The following is a 20,588-nucleotide window of genomic DNA, read 5'->3' on the forward strand; positions in this document are numbered from 1 at the left end:
TAGAGCTGGATCTCGATGGTCTCCACGTCGGTGAACTCCACGCCCAGCCCGTGGGCGCGGGTGTTGTTCGCGCGGAAGTACATGCGGGCGAGGCCCTCAGCCGCGATCTGCTTGAGCTGCTGCTCGGTGGCGCCCTGTTCCCGGGCGGTGAACAGCCGGTCTGCGAACTCCGGCGGCAGGGCCTGGGTGATGTCGCGGATTCGGGCGTCGTCGGTCGTGCCCGGTTCGGCGGTGAACCCGAAACGGGCCCGGGTGGAGACGACCAGGCCGTCCGTGGAGGCGGCCTTCTTCCGCGCCTTCGCACGGATCTGCGGCTGCCAACGCCGCTTCACCTCACGCTCTATGCGCCCGCGGAGCTCGCGGCGGGGCCGTTTCAGCTTGCCCACGACGTACCGCTCCACGGTGCGCTGGGACACCCCGAGCGCCTCTGCAACGGCCTTGGTGCCCTTGAGCTGCTTGACCAGGTACTTCATCTGCGCCTGCGCGGACTTGGGAGCGGGACGGGTGAACGATCCCTCCAGCGCCCGGTCCAGGCTGTCCCCGATCGAGTCCACCATCGGTTACTCCCCCTCCCCGACGGTCTGGTCGGTCTTGATGAGGTTGGACAGGTTGAACACCCCGCCGTGCTCCTCGAACTGGGCTTCCGCCCACAGCACGGTCTGGGTGCCCTGGTGCTTGACCATTCCCGGCGAGACCCCCAGCCGGAATGTGCCCGGCGCGGGCTTGCCGTCGTCCGTGTACGGCAGGAAGTCCAGCGGGGACGGGCCGGTGGAGGGGTAGACGATGGCGTCGGTGCCGATCGCAACGGGGTAGAGGCCGGCCACGGCGGCGGTCTTCATCAGCTTGCGGTGCATGCCGATGCGTACGTTCGCGAGGACGGCGGCCCGGATGTCGGGGCGCCACGTCTCCCGCTTCAGCGCCGGCCACGGCTCGTAGTACGGCACCTGGCCCCGGCTGCGCTGCCGCAGCTTGCCGATGCCGCCCTTCGCGGTCGCCTTGATCGCGGTCAGCAGCAGCGCCATCGTCGGGTCGACCTGCTTGTGGAGGGCCATCGCGTCCAGGAAACCCTGGCCTGCCATGTCGGTGGTGACACCGAGGTCGGCCATCGTCGCGATGTACGCGTCGCGCAGCCGCTTGTACCAGGGGTCCAGGTAGCGGCCGGTCTGCGTGCGCACGTGCGCCTCGATCGGCGCGACGTCGAAACCGAGCTCCACCGCGTACGCGACAGTCGGGGTGGCGTACCAGGCCGGGCCTGCTGGCCGGTCGCCCTTCGGCGTGAACGGGCTGGGGAGCCGGTCACCGTCGACCGTACGGCCGCCCACCTCAACGCGGGACAGGTCGACGTGGCTGAGGTCGACCAGCCACGAGCCGGGCAGCGACGGATCGAACTTCGGGTTGTCCTTCAGGTGGGTGGGTCCGTTCAGCCCGACCGTGAGGCCGTTGGTGGCCGCCGCGAACGCCATGTTGACGTCGATCGCGACCAGATACGGCTGCATACACTCCTCATCGGTCAGCTCCCGGCACCAGTCGTACGGCTCCTCCATCAGCATCTGGTCCGGCGTGCGCAGGTGGTGGCGGGGCCACTTGCCCTTGAGGATGGGGTGCTCGTCCGGGACCTCGCACTCCACGACGTCGTACACCGCCGTCAGCGCGTCCGCGTTGAACGCCCGCCCGAACTCCCCGGTCGTCTCGTCCTTCTCCGCGCGGGTCGGCGGGCGCAGCGCGGTCATCAGCTCCAGGCCGGTCGTCGACGCAGTGCCACGCGGCGTCATCACCCGCTGCGCGTACGTGCCGAGATACCGGGCGAGGTCCGCGGGATGCATGCCCGGCAACTGCGGGTCGTCCTTCCGGTCCCACTCCCGCGCATCCAGCGCGTTCCACGACGGGATGCACAGCTGCACGCAACGCCGCCGGGAGCCCTCCGGGTCACGGAACACGCGCGCCCACGGCCCCAACCCGCGCTGGGTGAGCTGGAGTTCGGCCCTCTTGATCTGCTTGACGACCTTGTGGCTGTCCTGGAGCCGGCCCGCGCGCCGCTCCTCATCCGACAAGGCGGCGGGCAGGCCGTAGCGCTCCAGCGCGGCCGGGGTGAGAACCAGGATCGGGTCGGCGTCACGCCCGTTGCGGTGCAGCCGGGGCTGACCGAGCTTCGCCTCGGTGATGGTCCAGTCGACCAGGGCGGGCAGCGACTTGGCGGGCACGTCCAGGACCAGGCCGCCTACGCAGTACGCCGACACTTGCCCGTCTTCACAGTCAACCACGGCGAGCGGGCCGTTCTCGAAGCGCGGGTCGACCGCGGCCGCCGCTGGGGCGGTGGTCCTCTTCGGGGCGACCTTCTTCGCACCTGGGCGCCGCGACGCCGACGTCGGCCTGGTAGTACTCGCCGCCTTATGGGCGGGTGGCTTCGCGGCGGCCGGCGCCGATGCAGCAGAGGCCGCCGGGGCGGGCGCGGCGGTGAACGTGTCCGGCACCTCCGGCCCGGGGGCCGCCTCGCCCTCGCCGGTGGGGGCGGGGAAGCGCACGGCGAGGCCTTCGAGCAGCTTGGCGTAGGCGGTGCGCTGCGGCGGCCGCGGTTCGTTCTTGCCGGATTCCCAGCTTGCCACCGTCTCCCGGCGGGTGCCGAGCACCGTCGCGATGTCGGTCTGCGTCAGATCGGCGGCCTCGCGCAGACGCCGACGTTCGGCGGGCGGCGGCAGGTCGTTCTGGTCGACCCGGTTCAACAGCGCATCCACCGCGCTGAGCAGCTCGTTCTCAGTGGGCACAGCGCTCACCTCCACTAATCACCCTACCCTAATCGCGCATTGAATCGCATGATGTTTCGCGCATTGGATCGCTCATTCTGTTAGGTTGATCGCGTTCGCTGCTTGTACGGGCTCGAGGTGAGAAGGAGGAGGAGCGGTGGCAGGAGGAGCCGGGGACCCGGTCGTACTGTCGGAGCAGGAGAGCTGCGACGTGCTGCAGCGGGTGCTCCTCCCGGAGGCGACTCGGTGCGCCGTCTCCCAGCGCCGACCCGTCGTGGTCGTCGTCGCCGGGCAGCCCGGGGCCGGGAAGACCACCCTCGCCGACCTCGTCCAGGCGGTCCTGAACCACCGCGGCGGCGCGGTGCGGGTCGGGCGGGATCTGTACAAGCACGCGCACCGGGACTACCCGGGCCTTCTGGACGCTGACGTCCGTACGGCCGGAGCCCTGGTCCGCCCCGACACCGCCCGCTGGCAGGCCGCCATCGAAGACGTCGTACGCAACCGGAGCTTTGACGCGGTGGTGGAGTCGGCGTTGGCCGACCCGGACGACTTCCGCACTACTTCTGCCACCTACCGGGCCGCAGGCCACCGGATCGAGGTCGTGGCGGTCGCCACGCCCGAGGCCCTGAGCCAGCTCGGCATTCTGGACCGCTTCCTCACCGAGTCCGCCACCGGCGGCGGCCGGTACGTGTCCTGGACGAACCACGACACTTGCGCGAAGGGCATGCTGACCACCCTGGCCGTCATCGAGACCGAGCAGCTCGCCGACCGCGTCACCGTCGTACGGCGCGACGGCACCGCCCTGTACGTCAACGAGCTCACCGCCGACGGCAGCTGGCGACGCCGCCCCGCTGCGGAGCAGGCGGTGCAGCGGGAGCGGTCACGGCCGTGGACCGCGCCCGAGACCGCTGTCTTCCGCCGCGAACTCGCCCGTACCGACCGACGCGTGCACGCCGAACTCATCAGCGAGGACCGGCGCCTGGCAGTGCAGCGCGACGGCGAGCGCGCCGCCTCCTGGTCCGAGCCGGTGCGCCGCACTGCCCAGCCGATATCCGCGCCGCCCGGGGTCGCCTACCACCGGCTGTCGGCCGATGAGCACCGCTGGATCTTCGACGAGCTGATCACACCGACCGTGCTCGAGGGCCTCGTGCCGCGGACCGATCCGCGCGTCGTGTACCTGATCGGCCAGCCCGGCGCGAGCAAGACCGAGACGGCCGGCCTACTGCGCCGCGCGATGCGGCCCGGCACCATCCGGTTGTCCAGCGACGACTTCAAAGCAGCCCACCCCGACTATCTCCAGCTGATGAAGACCGATCCGCGCGGCGCCAGCGCGGCCATCCGCACGGATTACCGCACCTGGTTCGCCCAGGCGGAACGGTTCGTACGGGAGCGGCGCGGGGACGTGCTCATCGAGGCCGCCCCCGGCAGCGCGGACGAACTCCTTGAAAGCGCCCTGTCGTTCGCCCGGGCCGGCTACCCGGTTGAGCTGGTGGCGCTGGCCGTGCGAGCCACCGACAGCCGCCTGGCCACCGCCCTGCGCTACGCCCGAGCCTTGCAGGCCGGGCTGGCGGGCCGGTTCACCTCTGCCGCCGGGCACGACCGCTGCTACCTGGGCGTCGCCGACACCGTGGCGGCCGCCGAAGCCCACCCGGCGATCACGGCGCTCACGATCCTGCGCCGCGACGGCCGCGCCCTGCTCCGCCAGGAACAACCCGGCGTCGTCGGCCGGGGAACGTGGGCGCTCACCGCCGAACGGCTGCGCCCCTACACCGAGCAGGAGGCCGCCGCGTTCCTGCGCCTGTACCAGGCGCTGCGCCGGGCCCTGCCCGAACACCGCGGCGAACTGGACGAGGTCGCCGCCTTGGCCCGCTCGCTGCTGCCCGCCTGGATGCAGCCGCCCCGGATCGGTACATCCCGCCCGGAGGTGCGGCTGCTCCCCCTGCCGCGCTCCGCCCTCGGCTACGCCCCGAGCTCCCTGCGCCGGGTCGCATAGATCCCGGCCAGGCGGGCCGTCTCGCCGGCGTCTGCTGTCTCCAGCCGCTGGAGGTCCGCGTGCGCGGACTTACGCTCCTCGGTCCAGCGCGCGATCTTCTCCTCGTCGGGCAGCGGGGCCCGGCGCTCAGCAACGATCTGCGTGCTGTACCAGGTGACCACCGCCCTGATGTGGTCGACCGCGCTGGACAGCTCGCCCCCTTCGAGGCCTGAGAAGTCACGCTCGTCTGATGTGCCGGGCACGGCAAACTCCCTCTGGTCTTGATCGGGCGGACATTGTCCCCTCCGCACAACATCCCCCAAGCGGTCACTGGCCCTGCCGTCGCTTCTCCCAGCGGCGGTAACTCCGGCCACCGCGCCACGCACGGATCCGTCGGTGAGCGCGACCGATGCGGCTGTCGAGCACGTGATACTCAGGATCGGCCAGACGGACCAGGTCCTGGTCGACGCCCAGGGAGATACCGAAGAAGGTGCCCTCCTGGATCTCTTCGTACAGGGCGATTCCGCTGACGACGACCGTGTTGATCGGCGCGTTCGCCCGGTACGCCTCGCGGGGCCCGGGCCGGAGCAGGGTGTGGGAGAACTCCGAGAGGTCGAACCATTCGTCGGCAACGGGGAAGGCGTTGAAGCCGAAGTCGTTGACGCCGACGTACCACGAGCGGTAGCCGCCGACGTTGCCGAAGTAGTGTTCCTCGAAGTACCCGAAGCGGCGGTTGCCGAGCCAGGCCCGATGAGTGACGGCGCTGTCGGCGAGGGCCGAGAAGGTGCTCTTCCCCAGCCGGATCCGCGTCTCGCCAACCCGCACCCAGGGCCGGAACCACCAGCTACTCGTGGTGACCCCGTACATCACGACGATGTCGTCCTCACACCAGGTGACCAGGTAGCAGAGCTTCGACAAAAGCCAGGTCCGGACGGTGAGTTCGACCTTCCGGTCCCCGTCATGGACCTCTTCGGGCTCCTGCGGGGTCAGTCGTGTGCAGTGCATCGCCGACTGCCACCTCGGTTCCCCGAGCAGGGACTCGACATAGTCGTGCCGGACACCCGGAGCGATCTTCCGGAGCCGCGTGGTGACATAGCGCCGGCGGCCGACGGTGCGGCGCCATCCCTCGGTCAGCGCCTTGATCAGGGTCCAGCCGGCGACCAGTACGCCCGCCAGCTGCCAGAGGTTGAGGGTGGTGCTGTACCAGGGCTCCGGATCGGGCTTCATCGCTGAAGGATGCCGTATGCGCCCCGGACCTGAGCAGTCCGCTGTCCCGCAGCAGGGCGGGATCCCCAACCGCAGTGCGTCGGGCATAGGTTGGAGCCCGAAAGCGATCATCATTCGGGGGTGGGTGTGGCAGGCCGGGATCTGAGGGCTCTGTTCAGTACGAACGACCGCAGCGTGCAGGCCGATGAGGCATTCACGAACCGCGCCGCGCAATGGGAGACGGTCGCCGCCGCGCTCACCGCCCACCTTCAGCACCTCGGCTCCCCCGCCTTCGACGCTGAGGACCTCGAGGCGCCCCGCACCAACGTGCTGGTCTTCCACGGCGTCGGCGGCATCGGCAAGACCACCTTGTCCAGGACGCTGGAGGCCGCGCTCGCCGACGCCGGACGGCGCCCCTCCCAGTGGGGCGCACCGGGATGGCCGGCCGACCGGATCCTGCCCGTGCGGATCGACCTCGCACGCTCCGCCGGCACCGACTTCGAGCAGATTGTGCTGACGATCCGCGCCGCCCTCACCCGGATCGGACGCCCCCTGCCCGCCTTCGATCTGGCCCTGCGCCGCTACTGGGAGGCCAACCACCCCGGCGAGCCGCTGGAGGAGTACCTGCGCCGCGCAGGGCTCGGCTCCCGCTTCGGCCAAGCCCTGCCGCAGCAGATGCAGTCCGCGCTCGCCGACGTCGCCCAGGCGCTCATGCTGCCCGGCACCATCGGATCGGCCGTCGGCGCCCTCACCGGCACCCTGGTCGGCGCGCTACGCGAACGCCGCCAGACCGTACGGGCCCTGGCCGGGTGCGAACGGCTGGCGGACCTGCTGGAGGCCGAACCCGACCTGGACGCCCTGTCCTACTACCCGCACCTGCTGGCCTGGGAGCTCGCCCGCCTGCCCGAAAGCAAGCAGACCGTGCCGCTTGTCCTGCTCGACACGTTCGAGGACATCGGCGACCGCACCCGCCGCGACCTGGAACGGCTGATCCAGCGCACGGTGTGGCTGCTGCCCAACGCCTTCTGGGTCATCACCGGCCGCTCCCGCCTGCAGTGGGCCGACCCCGCGCTCCAGGGCCAGCTCGACTACACCGGCCCCGCCGCCTGGCCCGGACTCCACCACATGGCTGTGACCGCCGCCCGCACCCCGGCCCAGGCCGGCACCGCACGGCAGATGCTAGTCGGCGACTTCTCCCCCGAGGACTGTGACGACTACCTCGCCCGCCGCCTCACCCGCGACGGACAGCCCCTCATCAACGAGCCCAACCGGCGAGTCATCACCGCACGATCTCACGGCCTGCCCCTCTACCTCGACCTGTCCGTCGCCCGGTTCCTCGAGCTCACCCGCAGCGGCCACACCCCGCAGCCCGCCGACTTCGACCACGACTTCCCCGCCCTGGTTGCCCGCACCCTGACCGACCTCACCCCCAGCGAGCGCCACGTCCTGCGCTCGGTCAGCCTGCTGGACGCCTTCGACGTCCCCCTCGCCACCCGGGCGGCAGGCCTCACCCACGAGGGCCCCGCCCTGCGACTGACCGAGCGCCCCTTCATCCGCGAGGACCCCTTCGGCCTGTGGCCCTTCCATCTCCACGGGCTGATCCGATCCGCCGTACGCAACGCCGACGACACCACCGACGACCGCTGGACCGAGACCGACTGGCAGCAGGCCGCCCAGCGCGCCTTCACCGCCCTGGGCGAACAACACCAGGGCGCCCCCGGCCCGGGCAGGCTGCTGCTGATCGCGTGCCTGCGCCAAGGCCTGCGCCTGGCCCGCGACCACCGCCTGGACCTCGACTGGCTCACCGAGGCGGCCTGGACCTACATCAGCGACTCCGTCTGGGAGCCCCTCGCCCCACCGGACACCGACACTGCGACGGGCCTCGACACCGCGGCCGACGCCCTGGTCGAACTCCTCAGCACGCTCGCCCGCCGCCAGCACGAGCACCGCTCCCGCACCGCGATCCGGCTCACCACGGTCATCGACTGCGGCCTGCTTCCCGCCGATCTGCACGAGATGGCCGTCTACTACCGGGCCAAAGCCCACCGCGACATCGGTCGCGGCCAGGACTCACGCCGCGGATACCAGCAGGTCGCCGACGGCGGCGGCCGCCTTGCCCCCGCCGCCCGGCGCGGACTCGCCCAGGCCGCCCGCCTCGCCGGCGACTTCCCCACCGCATACACCGCCGCACAGACCCTGGGATGGGAAGGACGCCACCAGCGCGTTCTGGGCGATCTGCGGTGGCTGCAAGGCGAACCAGAACAGGCGGCCGCCGCCTACCTCGCCGGGCGCACGGAAGCCGAACAGCACGCCACATCCGGCGAAGCCGCCCACAACCAAGCCCTGCGCGCCCTCACCGTCGCCTTCTACGACCCCCAGCAGGCCGACGACGAAATCGACCTGGCCCACCAGCTCCTCGCGGGCCTCGACCTGCGCGCCACCACGATCAACGCAGCCATCGCCGCCCTGATCCGCGACGCCGGCCACCCCACCCTCGACGACCGCATCCGCGCCCTGCGCACCGAGCTCGACGTCGCCGGCCTCACCTCCATGGCCCCCACCCTCGAACTCGCCAGCGCCTTCCACCAGGCCGTCCGCGACGACCACGACGCACTCGACGCCACCCTCACCCGGCTGCGCGAACAGACCAGAGACGGGGACTACGCCTACTACGTCGACATCGCCTCTTTCATGGCCGGCCTCCCTCTCCCCGCCGACCACACGACGCCGCACTGGCTGGATGGCGAGCAGGCCACCCGCGCCCGATGGCGCACCCTCGTCACCGCCCGCCAACACCGCCTCCACAACCAGTAGGGCAGCCAAGCCGTCCACCCGACCCAACCGCCTGACCGGCACACATACGGCTGCGGCCCACGAACACCAGGTGCTCGTGGGCCGCAGCCTTCAGGGGATCAGTGATTCAGACGGCGTCCGGATCGATGCCCTGCGCACGCGCAACAGCGAACAGGACCCGTTCGATCGTGTCCAGACGATCCGCGATCGGCCGCTCCCCCGGTGCGCCAATGGCGTTGGCGAGGGAGTCGATGTTCCCGAACGCCGTGCCCTGCTGCTCACGGATCGTCGCCAGCTCTTCACTGTGCTCCGCGAGCGTCCGGCCGGTGCGGAAGGCTTCCGCCTCCAGGTCCCGCAGCCGCCCGTCGTACGTCCCCGTCTCATTCGCCATGCTCATCATCCTGTCAGACCCACGCGCCGGAAATCGCCCCCACCCTGGCAGCCCACGCACCCTCCGTTCGAGCGGCGCGGAGCCCCTGGGCTGCCGCTCGTACGCGGCGGTCCCCGTCACGGGGTGTTGTAGCGCTCGTGTACGGCCGTGACGCTCGACTGCCAGGCCGCGAGGATCTTCTCGCGGCTGTCGGGAAGGAAGTGTCCCTGCTGTTCGGCGATCCGACGGTAACTCGGGTGCGGGCCGCCGACGTCCGCCGTGATCAAGGAGGCGAGGAACGCTCGGGCGTGGCCCGTGCCCGTCGGGTGACCGGGAGCATCGATCTGCCCCAGGGCCTGGCGCTGCTTCTCGGGTGACAGTCCGGCGAATTCGGGAACCCGCTGCTTCAGCTCCGCCCAGGTCAGGGTCTCTCCCAGGCGGGCCGCTTCCTCGAGGATCTCGCGGGCCTGGTCGGCGGCCGCCACGACCGCTGACGGGATCGGCGCCACCGCCCGCTTCTCCTCGAAGGTCCGAGGCGAAGCGGGAGCCGTCTTTGCGGTGGCGGGATCGCCGGGGCGGATGGCCTCGTGTGAGATCCGCTTCTTCCAGGCGGTGACCGCGTCGCGTTCGGGGAAGCTGAGCAACATCCCGGCCGCTTCCGCCCGCCTGGCCAGACGCTCCACGAGCTGCTCGGTCTCCGCCGTGATCGTGCGCTTGCTGTGCTGTTCCAGCGTATTCAGGAGCTCCCTGACGTTCTTGGCCGCCGTGTGGGACCCGGCGCGGGGAGCCGGCACATCCCGGTAACGCCGTTTCGGTTGCGGAGGTTGAGCTTGGGGCGCGAAGGACGCGCCCACGCCGCGGCGCAGGCGCAGCAGCACGTCGGCCGCCTGTCGCATCAGCTCGTTCTCCGCCGCGGTGGCGCCCTGCATCGAGACCGCCTCGGCCCGATCCAAGCAGCGCTGCAGCCGGGTCAGGCTCCGGCTGTCGCCAACTGCCTCCTGCAGGGCCGCGAACACCGCCGTGCGGTCCTCAACGGCTTGCTGCACACCGATGGGAGGCGCTGGCGCAGCAGCGGTCTTGGCCGCTACATCGTGGGCGCGCACACCGATCGGCACGCTCTGCGTACGCCGTCGGCGGATCTCCGCTACGGCCGGAGTCGACAGCCCCTCGGGGGTCAGCTCCACCTCGTCCAGGTCGAACCAGTCGGTTCCATCGCGGTGCTGGGTGCCGATCTGCACCCGGCGCTGCACACCGTTGCTCACACAGCGGACCCGGTGCACGAAGCCGTGCTCGACCAGCGCGCGCGGGTCGTGCTCGATACCGGGTCCCAGGATCGTCCCGGCCGCCGGAGCATGCTCGGTCACGGCGGATTCGTCCAGGACGAAGCGCATCGTCTCGTGGCCAGTGGGCTCCACGACGACCTCGCCGCCCAGCCGGACGACACCCGTCTCGTCCCGCGAGATGAGGGCAGCGCCGACGATGCCCTGCCCCGCCATCCAGTCCAGCGCGGCGGCCTTGATGTAGAGGTGGTCGGCGCTGCCTGCGCCGGAGGCCCTCGTGCTCGTCCTGCGGCACGGCGAATCCGGTATGCCCGGGTGCGGGACGTGCGCGAAGTGGCAGGCCCGATCCACATACAGCTTCGTTGTCAGCCGGCTCCCGCAGCCCCCCAGCCACAGCCCGCACCAGAACGTGTCGCTCTGATGCGTGTGCCGGAAGACATCGAGGTCGATGGCCTCCATGGGAAGCTCGATCGGATCCTCGGAATCGGCGTTGCCGATCACTGCAGTCTGCACCCGACGCGAGTCCCTGGCCATCCTGCCTCCGTGTTCACTTCGACGCTGCCGTCGCCCTGCCACGAGCGTACGAGCGCCCACTGACAACACGGCCCTGCTCACCAGCCCAGGCAAACTCACCACTCGCCGTGCGCGGCGTACGGCCGCCGTAAGCCGTAGTGGACGAACGGGGGGTAGGCGGTGGCCAAGGTACGGCTGTACCAGGCACAGCGCCCGTTCCGACGACCACCGCGCCCACCGCCCCGCCGGCACCTGCTCCCCCGCCCGCCGCGCCGGACCCCGGCACCAGCCGAGCCTGGCACCGCCGGTCAACCCTCCTGCGCCACCCAGGCCGCCGGACCCCGCCGCGCCGCCGCACACGGCCGACCGGTGGCCCTTCCGCCGACGACGCTGACGTGCACGGCGGATTCGTTTCTCCGGTATGACCTTTCCACTCACACGGGCGGCGCCCAAAGGAAACCGCTGATCACGCCCCCATCAGCGGGGCTATCAACGGCACATGGCCAAATCCGTCCTGCACCGCCTCGTAGTCGCCGCCGCCCTCGCCGTCCTGACCGCCACCCCCTCCACCCACGCCCACGCCGCCGAGACCCTGCCCCTCACCGAAGCCATCCAGCCTCCCCGTGGCCACCGAGTCCCGCGACGGCTACGACCGCGACAAGTTCCGCCACTGGAACGCCGGCGACAACCCGACAGACGGCTGCAACACCCGCGCCGAAGTCCTCCTCCACGAAGCCATCACCCCGCCCGCTGTCGGGTCCGGCTGCCGCCTGACCGGCGGGAGTTGGTGGTCGTACTACGACGCCACCGTCGTGACGTCGGCGTCCGGCCTCGACATCGACCACATGGTGCCCCTGGCCGAAGCATGGGACAGCGGCGCATCCTCCTGGACCCCGCAGCGCCGCGAGGCGTACGCCAACGACCAGGGCGCGGAGAACAGCTTGGTCGCGGTCACCGCCCGCTCCAACCGGAGCAAGGCCGACCAGGACCCGGCCGATTGGCTCCCGCCCGCCGCCGACGTGCACTGCCGCTACCTCGCCGAATGGGTGGGCACCAAGCTCCGCTGGGACCTCGCCGTCGACGACACCGAGCTCGCCGCTCTGGACAGCGCGGCTTCCAGCTGCCCGGACCAGACGGTGACGTACGAACCCGCCCCCTGAGAAGCCGTCCCGCAACACGGCGCTGGCCCGTCACCACGGGGAGAGCGACGGGCCAGACCACTCCACACCGTGCCACAGGTGTACCACTGCCGAAGAGCTTTGCGCCGATTGCCGTCTCTTGGTGCACCCTGTCGGACCCGGCCGCGCCATGACTAGGGTCGATGCATGAGCAGCGACCGATTAGTCGTGGACGCCGCGGTACGCCCGTCCTGGTCCACTGCGGCGGCCCTGCCGCGCGTGCTGGCCGAGCCGGTACGTGGACACCGCGACGTGGTCGAGGGCTTTTTCCACCGACCGGTGCACGAGTGTCAGGACTCGGCAATCACTGTTCTCTGACACACCTGCCGTGCCATGCGGACGTTAAAGGTGCCGTACAAACCGTCGCAGCTCCGGCATGAGACGTGCCCGCTACCTCGGTCTCCAGAAGACCCACCTGGAGCACGTCTTCTCCGCCGTTGCACTCAACCTCATTCGCCTCGATGGCATGACGGTGTCCGCCGCCCGGGATGAGCAGGCGGCGGACACCGTCGTACGCACTACTTCATGCGGACCGTGACCCGGCCGCCTGCCTGGATCTGCTCAGCGAACTGCGTCAGTTCCGGATCGCTGATGCTGCCTCCGCCCGAGTGCTTGGCCCACACTCGCTGAATCTCCGGCTTGATCTGCTCCAGCGACTTGCCCTTGTAGCGGACGGTGAGCCCGTTCAGAGCCCGAGTGAGATCGTCCGCCATCTTCTTCACGCCCTGCTGGACCACCTTCTTCACGGCGCGGTCGTCGAACTTGAACTTGGACTTGGCCATGGTGGCCTCCCGAGGGACGGGACTACCCAGCGCGGGTCAGGCCGCCCCTGCGGCCTCCGGCAGTCCGAACTGGGATCAACGCTACTCCTCGGCACCGACAACGCGGTGTTCGTGCCCAGCCCCTACTGGGTTGCTCCTCCTCGCCTGCCGTGCCAGCACGGGCGCCCGCCAGCTCACGCTCAGGGGTCCGAACTCGCCGAGCTGCTGGTCGGGTCCAACGTCAGCGCTGACCTGCAGATGATCGTCGGCGCGAAGCCATCAATCCGGCCTGCGCGGCCTCGTGGGCGGCATCCATGGCGCCGACGGCGGTGAGGCCGTACACGCGGATGGCCTCGTCCCGGCCGCGCAGCTGCGCGTAGAGCTCGACCAGCCTGGGATTGCCTGTTGCCGCTTCCCGCAGCAGGGCCCGCTCATCAGCACTCTCGGGCACATCAGCGAGCCGCGGGTATTCGTGCACCGGCTCGCGGTGACGCGCGGCAGCGTGGCGGGAGGCCTGCGCGAATGCATGGTTCGGGGCCACGCTGTGCCGCAGAGCCTGGTCGTGGTCGGTGCCCTCGTGGTCGGTGCGTTCCTTGTCGGTCCGATCCTTGCGCAGGAGGGCGGCGGCGATGAGCCGGTGGGGGAAGCGTGGCCGCCAGCGGCGGGTGCCGGCCTCGTGGCCGAGCTGGTTGAGCCAGAGCACGATCTTCGGCTCGGACCAGCCCATGGCGACCATGTCGAGCAGCACCCAGGAGAGCTGGTCGTGGCGGGCGCCCTGGATCCAGTTGACCTGAGGCCGGACGGACACCGCCAGGCGGCGGGCCTGCTCGATCCGCTCAGAGGTGATCTTGTATCCGAGGATCGTGAGCTTGCGCTTCTTACGGCGGGAGGGGATCTGGCTGGCTGCCCGCGGAGCGGTAGAAGAGTCTTCACCACCCACTACCTGAACTTTTCCCACCTCCTTAACCCCAGTACGGGAAGGGGTCTCACAGGCAGCCGAACTCCGGTTGTCCACAGGTGAGTTATCCACAGCCTCCACGTGCTCAGCGGCAGACACAGGCACGGTGCCACGCTGATCGATCACGATCCGGGCTGCGTACCCGGCCCCGACGATCGTGTGACCGAACGCCCGGTCGTAGGAGGCCGGGATCACCGCCCCGTACACCGTCGCCGTGCGGGCGTACCCGCCCAGGCCCCGGACCCGGCGCGCATTGCCGAGGCTCCCGTGCTCCACCCACACCAGCGAGCCCATCTCACGCAGATACGCCACATGCCGGCTCACCGTCGCACGCGACAGCCCCAGCCGCGCCACCATGCCCCTGAGGCAGTACCTGACCTCACCGGTGTCGTAATCCATCCGCGCCGCCAGATCTCGCGCGACCGCCAGCGTCGTCGCCGACACACGCGGATGAAGCCCCGCACCGACCAGCCACTCCACAGCCCGCAGCCACCGCCGCGGACCGGAACGCCGCGACCGTGTCCTCCCGACGACCTGCTCCCCCTTCGGCACCAGAGCAGCCGGCAACGCCACGCCCGAAGTCGGCCCAGCCTTCCCGGACAGCGTGAGGTCAGCAGGCGCCGCCGCGGAACTCACCAGCTCACCCGGGCGGCACCAGCGACGTACGAAGGCGAGGAAGACCGCGATGCAAAATGCGAGCACCCGTGGCCAACGACGCACGATGAGCAACATTTACGGAATCGCGCGGCCGGGCACCCCATTGGAGTAACCGCACTCGTCGAGGCCTCAGCCACGGGGCACCGCTCAACGACAGGCGCATGAACAGGGCAAACCGGACTGTGAAATCCCTCGACGTGGGGCGACACAGGTCGGCAAATGCGAGTGAAACGGGCGTATCTGGGCTGGCGAAAGCCCAAGCGGTCATGCAGAATGACGACGCCTCCTTCTTTGAAGGTGGGTACGACAAAGCCCCTCTCGGGGTGGGTCGTGGTTCAGGAGAGAACCGAGATCGAACCGCTCGCAGCCGGCGGCAACCGGGGCGAGCAGCTCCTCCAAGAGGCGGGCAAACCTCGCGGAGAGCAGATGGGCGCTGGAACTGGTGACGGGCAATCACCGGGAACCAGGCCCGGGGCGGTCAGAAGACCTGCGATGCAGGCGCCGCCCCTGAACGACCTACGTCATCCCGACCCCCTCATCTGAGGGGTGAACCGGGGTGCGTTCAGACAGCACAAACGCCCCGTCGAAGGACCAGCAACCGGCATGGCTGCTGCCCCCACGGCGGGGTGCGGTGTGTCGGGTGACGGGTACGGGTACCCTGATCACGTCGGCACCTTCCTTCTGGCGAAAAGGGTGCTCGGCAGGCTTCAGGACCCCGGCGAAAAGGTCCTTGGCCACGTGGCCCCTCCCGGCTTGTCCAAGGCCGGTCGACGGGGCCACTCTTTTTTGATCAACGCTGGGGGCCACTGTACCGGTCTCGCCCAACTCCGCGCCGCCCCGGGATGCACGTGTCGCAAAGCCTGGCGACCACTGACCGCTCGTCACGACCGATACCTCCCTGCTGAATTGCGTATCACGGGACCAACTGCGCTGATCACACGGCACGTGCCCAAGATCCGAACAGGAATCGCCCCGGAGTCCAAGAGGATTCGCACAAACACCCCGGTGAATCCCGCCCGGCGGGAAGATTCAATCCTGAGCCTCCTGTCAGGCGAGATGAGGGCGGAGGGTAAGCCGCGGTGGGAAGTGGGCAAGGCAGTCGGGACACCCTTCACATACATGGTTCACCCACCCGTTTGCGACGCCTGCGATGTCGTGCACCGCAAGGACGGCTTCGGCATGCCACCGAGGCAAGGGTGGGAACCGCATGTCCAAGTCGACTCCCTCCATGGCGCGGTGCCCGGGCCTGTCGAGCGCTGAATAGGAGCGCGAGGCCCCAGGGATGGCCGTCGGCCCCTGCCTTGAGCGCAGGCCAGTGACTCCCAGCGCCACAGCGGCTCGTACGGCCTCTACCGGGTTGGCCCCGAGATCGAACCACTCGCCACGTACGTGCCAGGCATCAAAGTAGTGGTGCAGTGCGGCCTCGAGATCCTGGCTGCCCTCGAAGCTGGCAAGAAGTGACAACTCGACAGGTGAACCGACCTGGAGGAACCAGAGACGTTTTTCGGGGGCGTTGCTGTAACCGATTTTTACGATGCGCGAGGCCGCTGAACCGATCACGTACACCTGACTCGAGTTTTCGCTGGTGCTCGCCATCACTTGCTCCATTCATGGGCAAGCACGGAATACAGCACGCTGTCGCGCCAAGCCCCGTTGGTGAGCACGTGGTCGCGCAGCACACCCTCGCGCGTGAATCCGAGCTGTTGCGCCATGGCGATCGAGGCAGCGTTCTCTGGGCCGATCGCAGCGGTGATGCGGTGGAGAGCGAGCTCCTTGAACGCGTACGTCACCAGCGTGCGGGCCGCGTCCGTTGCATAGCCGCGGCCCCACTCCTTTGCTGCGATGGCGTACCCGAGCTTTCCGGCTTGGACGCCGCTGAGCCCGATCCGGACGAATCCGATTACGCGGTCGTCATCGTGCTTGGTCACCCCGAGGTAGAACTCGGTCCGCGGTTCCTGCGAAGCGCGCTCGATCGCGCCCTCGATCATGGAGACTGCCTGGGCGCGGTCACGGCTGTCGAAGCTGAGCCACGTCGTGACCTTGTCATCGCCGATGATCGCCAGGACATCGTCGACGTCTTCACGGGTGAACTCACGCAAGACAACCCGCTTGCCAACAAGGTGAATCGGCTTGACGGGACTGTTGGGACGGACGATGGTGCCGCGGCCACGCGACGGCGTGACGAGCCCTTGTGCTTCGAGTGCCTTGTAGGCCGCGTGGACTGTGGCTTTCGAGCCCTCGCCGGCTGCCACGAGTTCCCGGATGTGAGGCAGATGCTGGCCGGGCGCGAAGTCGCCACGACGGATCTGTGCGGCGAGCCTGTCCGCGAGTTCTTGCCACTTCGGTGCCATGCGTATCCTCCTCACTTCGGATCTAGTCAACCACAGTCCTAGGACTGGCGCGAGGCGTGTCAAGCGCCAAAGGTCAGCAGCGGTATGTCATAGAGGTTCGGGTTCTTGGGACGGGTCATCACAGGGGCGTTGACTTCGACTACGAGCATCTCGACAAGGAATTGCACCTGAGCGCTGAGTAGATGGCTCGTGTGGCCGGTGGCCGATCGTGCCTTCTCCCCCAGTGAGGTGTGGATGTGCGGCAGGACCGTGTCCGTCTCAGCGTCGTACGCGAGCGTTCCGCACCCCATCGCCTCCACCCCGGCCAGGTGGACCTTGCTCCATACCGGGGCCTCGGGATTCTCGAGCTTCTCGCAGGCGCCGACGATCTCCGCTTCGGCGAAGCCGGCGATGAACATGGGGATGTAGCCGTGCTTCACGCCGCTTTGGCGGCAGAAGTCGGCGAGTGTGGGAAAGAAGTCGTCGCCGTGGTCGAAGTTCACGGCGAAGGTCCGGCCGGTGGTGAGTTCGTAGCTGCGCAAGGTGGGGTCCCGGGGCTGTTGGGGCGGTTACGAGAGGGTGCTGAAGGCTTGGACGATCTGGTCCTTGTCGGCGCCGACCATCAGGAGCAGGTGCAGCAGGATGCGTGCCTTGACCGGGTCCAACGTGCTGCCGGAGATCAAGCCTCGGGTGAGTAGATCCGACTCGGAGCCGGGGAAGCCGTAGGTCTGCCGGAGCACGGGACCGGATCCGGTGCGCGTGGCCAGGATGACCGGCATGCGCTTGGCGAGGTCGGTGAGGGCGTCCACGCAGGCCATCGGGACGTGGCCGGCTCCGAACGCGGCGACGACCAGGCCGTCGACGTGGTCACCGAGGGCCTGGAGGAGTGTCCCGTCGTCTCCGATCCCGACTGTGAAGACGGTGGTGCGGACGGCGCGAGCGGTGTCGACCTGGGGAGCGATCGTCAGGGTCGCATCGGGGCGGGTCAGGATCTGCACCCGGTCTTCCGCGACGTAGCCGATCGGCCCGGGGTACGAGGTGAAAGCCGTGGGGCTCGTGGAGTGGGTCTTGCGGACCCAGCGGGCAGCGTGGATCTCCTCCCCGAACACGACCAGGCAGCCTGTGCCCCGGGCTTCGGTGCTGGCCGCCGTGCGGATCGAGGCCAGTACGTTTGCGGGGCCGTCCGCTCCTGCCATGCTCGCGTTGCGCATGGCTCCGGTGACCACGATCGGCATGTCGCCCGTGGTGACGAGGTCCAGCAAGTACGCGGTTTCCTCGATCGTGTCCGTCCCCTGGGTGACGACCACACCGTCGACCGCGAGCGTCTCGATGGTCGCGGCGAGTTCGAGCAGGTCGGAGAAGGCCAGGGAGGCGCCGGGCAGACGGCGGAAGTCATGCACCTCCACGTGGATTCCGGTGTCGGCAAGACCCGGTACGGCGGCGACGAGGTCGTCGGCCGACAGCGTCGGCGTCGCGCCACCGTCGGTCTGCGCGGTCATCGCGATAGTGCCGCCGAGCGAGATCACTGCGACGCGCCGGACGCTGTCGGCCATGGCCTCTTTCCCCTTCGCTAACAGGCAGTTGATGGTGCGGGATCAGCGATCGGCCGGAAGAGACGCCACGTACGCACACGCGGCATCGATGCCGGACGCTGAGACCAGCCGGCTGCGGGACTGGATCAACCCTGACGATCCGTACCGGCCGAGCTGGCCACACCGCTGGATCAACCAGGACCACGGCAGATCGAGGTACTGCGCCAAAGCACGCAGCCGTCCGGCAGCCGTCGGCGCCGCGGTAAGCGAGTCCGCGTCGACGTCGCGCGCCGCGATCGTGAATTCGCGGACGACCGAGGACCGGGCTGTCACGTCGACATGCCACATGCCGTCGCCCCGGACCCAGTTCGCGATCACCGCTTCCTTGTCGGGCGCGACCACAAAGCCCTCAACGGCCTCGTACGCGGGGTCGGACGTGAACTGCGCGTGGATCCCGAGCGACTCCATCAGCGCCACGGCCAGGAACAGCAGGATCCGCTCGTACCTCGGAGACGAGTAGACGACCTCCTCCGGGATGCAGAACGCCCGGGTGCTCGTGCTGCCGAGCGACTTCGTGGTCTCCCGCAGATACGGGTACTTGTGATCGAAGATCAGCCAGGCGCTGGCCTCCTCACCGCGCTGTTCTCGCGTCCAGAACGCGGGTAGCGCCGGAAGCTCCGGCAGCGCCTTCAGGATGTGGCGCGCGCAGAAGTCCGAGCCTAACCACATCTGGGCCACCCCGTTCAGCCCCGGCGCGGCCTCACGGCTGACCGCGGACGATGACAGCCGCTCGTACGCCTTGAGATCGCTGCGCGTCTCGGAAAGTGCCTGGTCATCGGCCTGGAGTGCGTCGTCGTAGTTGCTGACGGCCCACAGAATGCCGTAGGTGAGATCGTCCAACTCGTAGGCGGCGGGCGCGGTGACCTCGTAGACGCCGCCGTTCCTCGCGAGTTTGCCGCGCGCCGCGCGCCCGTCAAGGGCGAAGAACCTTGAGATGCCCTCGGTGCTAACCGCTCCGACCAAAAGGCTCCGGTGCGGCCGGGACAGGAACTCCTCCGCACGCCGCTGGTCAGGGAGGGACACGATCACCCGGCTCCCCTCGATGCGCGCGGGGTGGACCTGGAGGGAGAGCTGGGAACCGAGCATGGACCGCCCTCCCGGCAGCAGAGCCTGCCAGTCCACCCCGAAATCGGGGACGGGCCGGGACAGCCGAAGCCCGGACCAGCTCTCGGAGGCAGTTCTCGCGAACCCGAAGGGATCTTCTGCCGGACTCACCGCCGCGGCCGCCGGCACGGGAAGACCAGCCATCCCTGCCGCACCGATCCCCACACCGGCGCGCAACAGCGCGCGTCGATCGAGTGCCACGAGCACCACCGTTCCATCGTCGAGACGCCGGGGGACGAAGATCCCCTCACTGTCCGACGCTGCCGCCTGCGACAGGGCCGTGGCCAGGTCTGGCGATGTATCGGATACATGGAGCACGGGAACGGATACATGCCCGGGCCCGGTGGCATCTCGGCCGATCTCCTGCCACAGCTCGATCAGGAACCCCCCGGCACCAAGCGCCTGGTCAATCAGCTCGATTTCGCTGCGGTCCTTGGGCGGCCGGTCGCCGTTCTCCCATCGTTGCACCTTGGAGTGCGAAACGTACGTCTTGGCGGCGAGGTCTCGCATGGACGTTCCACGCGCCTCGCGCAGTTCCCGGATCATGTAGCCAAGGCGATGCTGGGGCGACTGATCCGGCGTCAGCACCTTCGGCCTCTGCCCCATTCCGGGCCCCCTCTATGTATCCAAGTCCCTGTATCCGTCGGACGGATACAGGGCAACCGTAGAAGTCACTGGAGATCACGCCTACACCTGGAGTCCCGGCTCCTCCAGCCGGAACCCCCAACTCTTTCTCCAGGAGGGCGAGATGAACGAACTTCGGCATGCCCACAACGCGAGGCACCGCGTAGCCGACGCACATGGCCGGAATATCGACCTCACGCCCAACGGCGCGACGTCGATACATGACTGCCCCTGCCTGAGACCCGTGGCAGGAACCCAGCCGCGCGGACACCCCGCTGGTGCGTTAGTCATACGCGTCACCATCATCCTGACCGGCGGACTGGTTGTAATGGTTCTGCTCGTTGTAGTTCGCGACATAGTCACCACCATCGCCAGCACCAGCGTGACCGGCCTGATCCTGAAGGCATTGCTGATGCCGTCTAACCGGCGGGACCGGTGAGCTCCATGGCCTTCGGAGTTCAGTCCCAGATCCGGCGATCGTGGGTTCCCCTGTGGGCGGGTGAGCAGGG

The 20,588-nt window shown here is 69.2% G+C and carries 17 protein-coding genes and 2 pseudogenes; 6 read left to right on the forward strand and 13 right to left on the reverse strand.

Features of this window, described 5'->3' with window-relative positions:
- A partial coding sequence (gene tpg / locus AC3ETA_RS35720; protein ID WP_432197043.1) for a telomere-protecting terminal protein Tpg occupies positions 1 to 557 on the reverse strand: 557 nt, incomplete at its 3' end.
- A gap of 3 nt (positions 558 to 560) precedes the next feature.
- Positions 561 to 2,762, reverse strand: coding sequence for a telomere-associated protein Tap (tap, locus tag AC3ETA_RS35725; RefSeq protein ID WP_432197044.1), 2,202 nt, complete (start codon positions 2,760 to 2,762; stop codon positions 561 to 563).
- Positions 2,763 to 2,898: 136 nt separating this feature from the next.
- Here tap and AC3ETA_RS35730 point away from each other — a divergent pair, with 136 nt between their 5' ends.
- On the forward strand, positions 2,899 to 4,734 hold the full coding sequence (locus tag AC3ETA_RS35730; protein WP_432197045.1) for a zeta toxin family protein: 1,836 nt from the start codon (positions 2,899 to 2,901) through the stop codon (positions 4,732 to 4,734).
- Here AC3ETA_RS35730 and AC3ETA_RS35735 read toward each other — a convergent pair.
- Together AC3ETA_RS35735 and AC3ETA_RS35740 are read right to left on the reverse strand one after the other, a co-directional pair.
- A complete protein-coding gene (locus AC3ETA_RS35735; protein WP_432197046.1) occupies positions 4,701 to 4,976 on the reverse strand; it encodes a hypothetical protein in 276 nt (91 codons plus the stop codon). The genes AC3ETA_RS35730 and AC3ETA_RS35735 overlap by 34 nt on opposite strands.
- A gap of 64 nt (positions 4,977 to 5,040) precedes the next feature.
- Positions 5,041 to 5,940 carry an ETEC_3214 domain-containing protein gene (locus tag AC3ETA_RS35740; protein WP_432197047.1) on the reverse strand — a complete coding sequence of 300 codons (900 nt, stop codon included), beginning with the start codon at positions 5,938 to 5,940 and terminating at the stop codon, positions 5,041 to 5,043.
- A 126-nt stretch (positions 5,941 to 6,066) separates the two neighbouring features.
- Here AC3ETA_RS35740 and AC3ETA_RS35745 point away from each other — a divergent pair, with 126 nt between their 5' ends.
- Positions 6,067 to 8,733 carry an ATP/GTP-binding protein gene (locus AC3ETA_RS35745; RefSeq protein ID WP_432197110.1) on the forward strand — a complete coding sequence of 889 codons (2,667 nt, stop codon included), beginning with the start codon at positions 6,067 to 6,069 and terminating at the stop codon, positions 8,731 to 8,733.
- Positions 8,734 to 8,839: 106 nt separating this feature from the next.
- Here AC3ETA_RS35745 and AC3ETA_RS35750 read toward each other — a convergent pair whose 3' ends face one another.
- Positions 8,840 to 9,103 carry a hypothetical protein gene (locus AC3ETA_RS35750; protein WP_432197048.1) on the reverse strand — a complete coding sequence of 88 codons (264 nt, stop codon included), beginning with the start codon at positions 9,101 to 9,103 and terminating at the stop codon, positions 8,840 to 8,842.
- A 116-nt stretch (positions 9,104 to 9,219) separates the two neighbouring features.
- Positions 9,220 to 10,875: a DEAD/DEAH box helicase family protein gene (locus AC3ETA_RS35755; RefSeq protein ID WP_432197049.1), complete on the reverse strand. Its 1,656-nt coding sequence runs from the start codon at positions 10,873 to 10,875 to the stop codon at positions 9,220 to 9,222.
- 499 nt (positions 10,876 to 11,374) lie between these two features.
- Here AC3ETA_RS35755 and AC3ETA_RS35760 point away from each other — a divergent pair.
- The 3 genes and pseudogenes from AC3ETA_RS35760 to AC3ETA_RS35770 all read left to right on the forward strand — a co-directional run.
- Positions 11,375 to 12,035, forward strand: a pseudogene (locus AC3ETA_RS35760) (HNH endonuclease family protein).
- Positions 12,036 to 12,200: 165 nt separating this feature from the next.
- Positions 12,201 to 12,371, forward strand: a complete 171-nt coding sequence (locus AC3ETA_RS35765) for a hypothetical protein (protein ID WP_432197050.1) — start codon at positions 12,201 to 12,203, stop codon at positions 12,369 to 12,371.
- A gap of 46 nt (positions 12,372 to 12,417) precedes the next feature.
- Positions 12,418 to 12,516, forward strand: a pseudogene (locus tag AC3ETA_RS35770) (transposase); the annotation flags it as partial.
- Positions 12,517 to 12,571: 55 nt separating this feature from the next.
- On the opposite strand, the gene AC3ETA_RS35775 reads toward AC3ETA_RS35770, so the two are convergent.
- The 7 genes from AC3ETA_RS35775 to AC3ETA_RS35805 form a co-directional block, all read right to left on the reverse strand.
- Positions 12,572 to 12,835 carry a hypothetical protein gene (locus AC3ETA_RS35775; RefSeq protein WP_432197051.1) on the reverse strand — a complete coding sequence of 88 codons (264 nt, stop codon included), beginning with the start codon at positions 12,833 to 12,835 and terminating at the stop codon, positions 12,572 to 12,574.
- Between the two features lie 220 nt (positions 12,836 to 13,055).
- The gene (locus AC3ETA_RS35780) at positions 13,056 to 14,504 is read right to left on the reverse strand and encodes a hypothetical protein (RefSeq protein ID WP_432197052.1); all 1,449 of its coding nucleotides are present in this window, start codon (positions 14,502 to 14,504) and stop codon (positions 13,056 to 13,058) included.
- A 972-nt stretch (positions 14,505 to 15,476) separates the two neighbouring features.
- Positions 15,477 to 16,025, reverse strand: coding sequence for a GIY-YIG nuclease family protein (locus AC3ETA_RS35785; protein WP_432197053.1), 549 nt, complete (start codon positions 16,023 to 16,025; stop codon positions 15,477 to 15,479).
- On the reverse strand, positions 16,025 to 16,780 hold the full coding sequence (locus AC3ETA_RS35790; protein ID WP_432197054.1) for a GNAT family N-acetyltransferase: 756 nt from the start codon (positions 16,778 to 16,780) through the stop codon (positions 16,025 to 16,027). The genes AC3ETA_RS35785 and AC3ETA_RS35790 overlap by 1 nt, the downstream gene beginning before the upstream one ends.
- Positions 16,781 to 16,839: 59 nt before the next feature.
- On the reverse strand, positions 16,840 to 17,301 hold the full coding sequence (locus AC3ETA_RS35795) for a PPC domain-containing DNA-binding protein (protein ID WP_432197055.1): 462 nt from the start codon (positions 17,299 to 17,301) through the stop codon (positions 16,840 to 16,842).
- Positions 17,302 to 17,328: 27 nt separating this feature from the next.
- Positions 17,329 to 18,312, reverse strand: a complete 984-nt coding sequence (locus AC3ETA_RS35800) for an asparaginase (protein WP_432197056.1) — start codon at positions 18,310 to 18,312, stop codon at positions 17,329 to 17,331.
- A gap of 42 nt (positions 18,313 to 18,354) precedes the next feature.
- Positions 18,355 to 20,061: a helix-turn-helix domain-containing protein gene (locus AC3ETA_RS35805; RefSeq protein ID WP_432197057.1), complete on the reverse strand. Its 1,707-nt coding sequence runs from the start codon at positions 20,059 to 20,061 to the stop codon at positions 18,355 to 18,357.
- A 142-nt stretch (positions 20,062 to 20,203) separates the two neighbouring features.
- Here AC3ETA_RS35805 and AC3ETA_RS35810 point away from each other — a divergent pair, with 142 nt between their 5' ends.
- Positions 20,204 to 20,518, forward strand: a complete 315-nt coding sequence (locus AC3ETA_RS35810; RefSeq protein WP_432197058.1) for a hypothetical protein — start codon at positions 20,204 to 20,206, stop codon at positions 20,516 to 20,518.
- The last annotated feature ends 70 nt before the right edge of the window (positions 20,519 to 20,588 follow it).

It is taken from the genome of Streptomyces sp. bgisy027 (assembly GCF_057710365.1).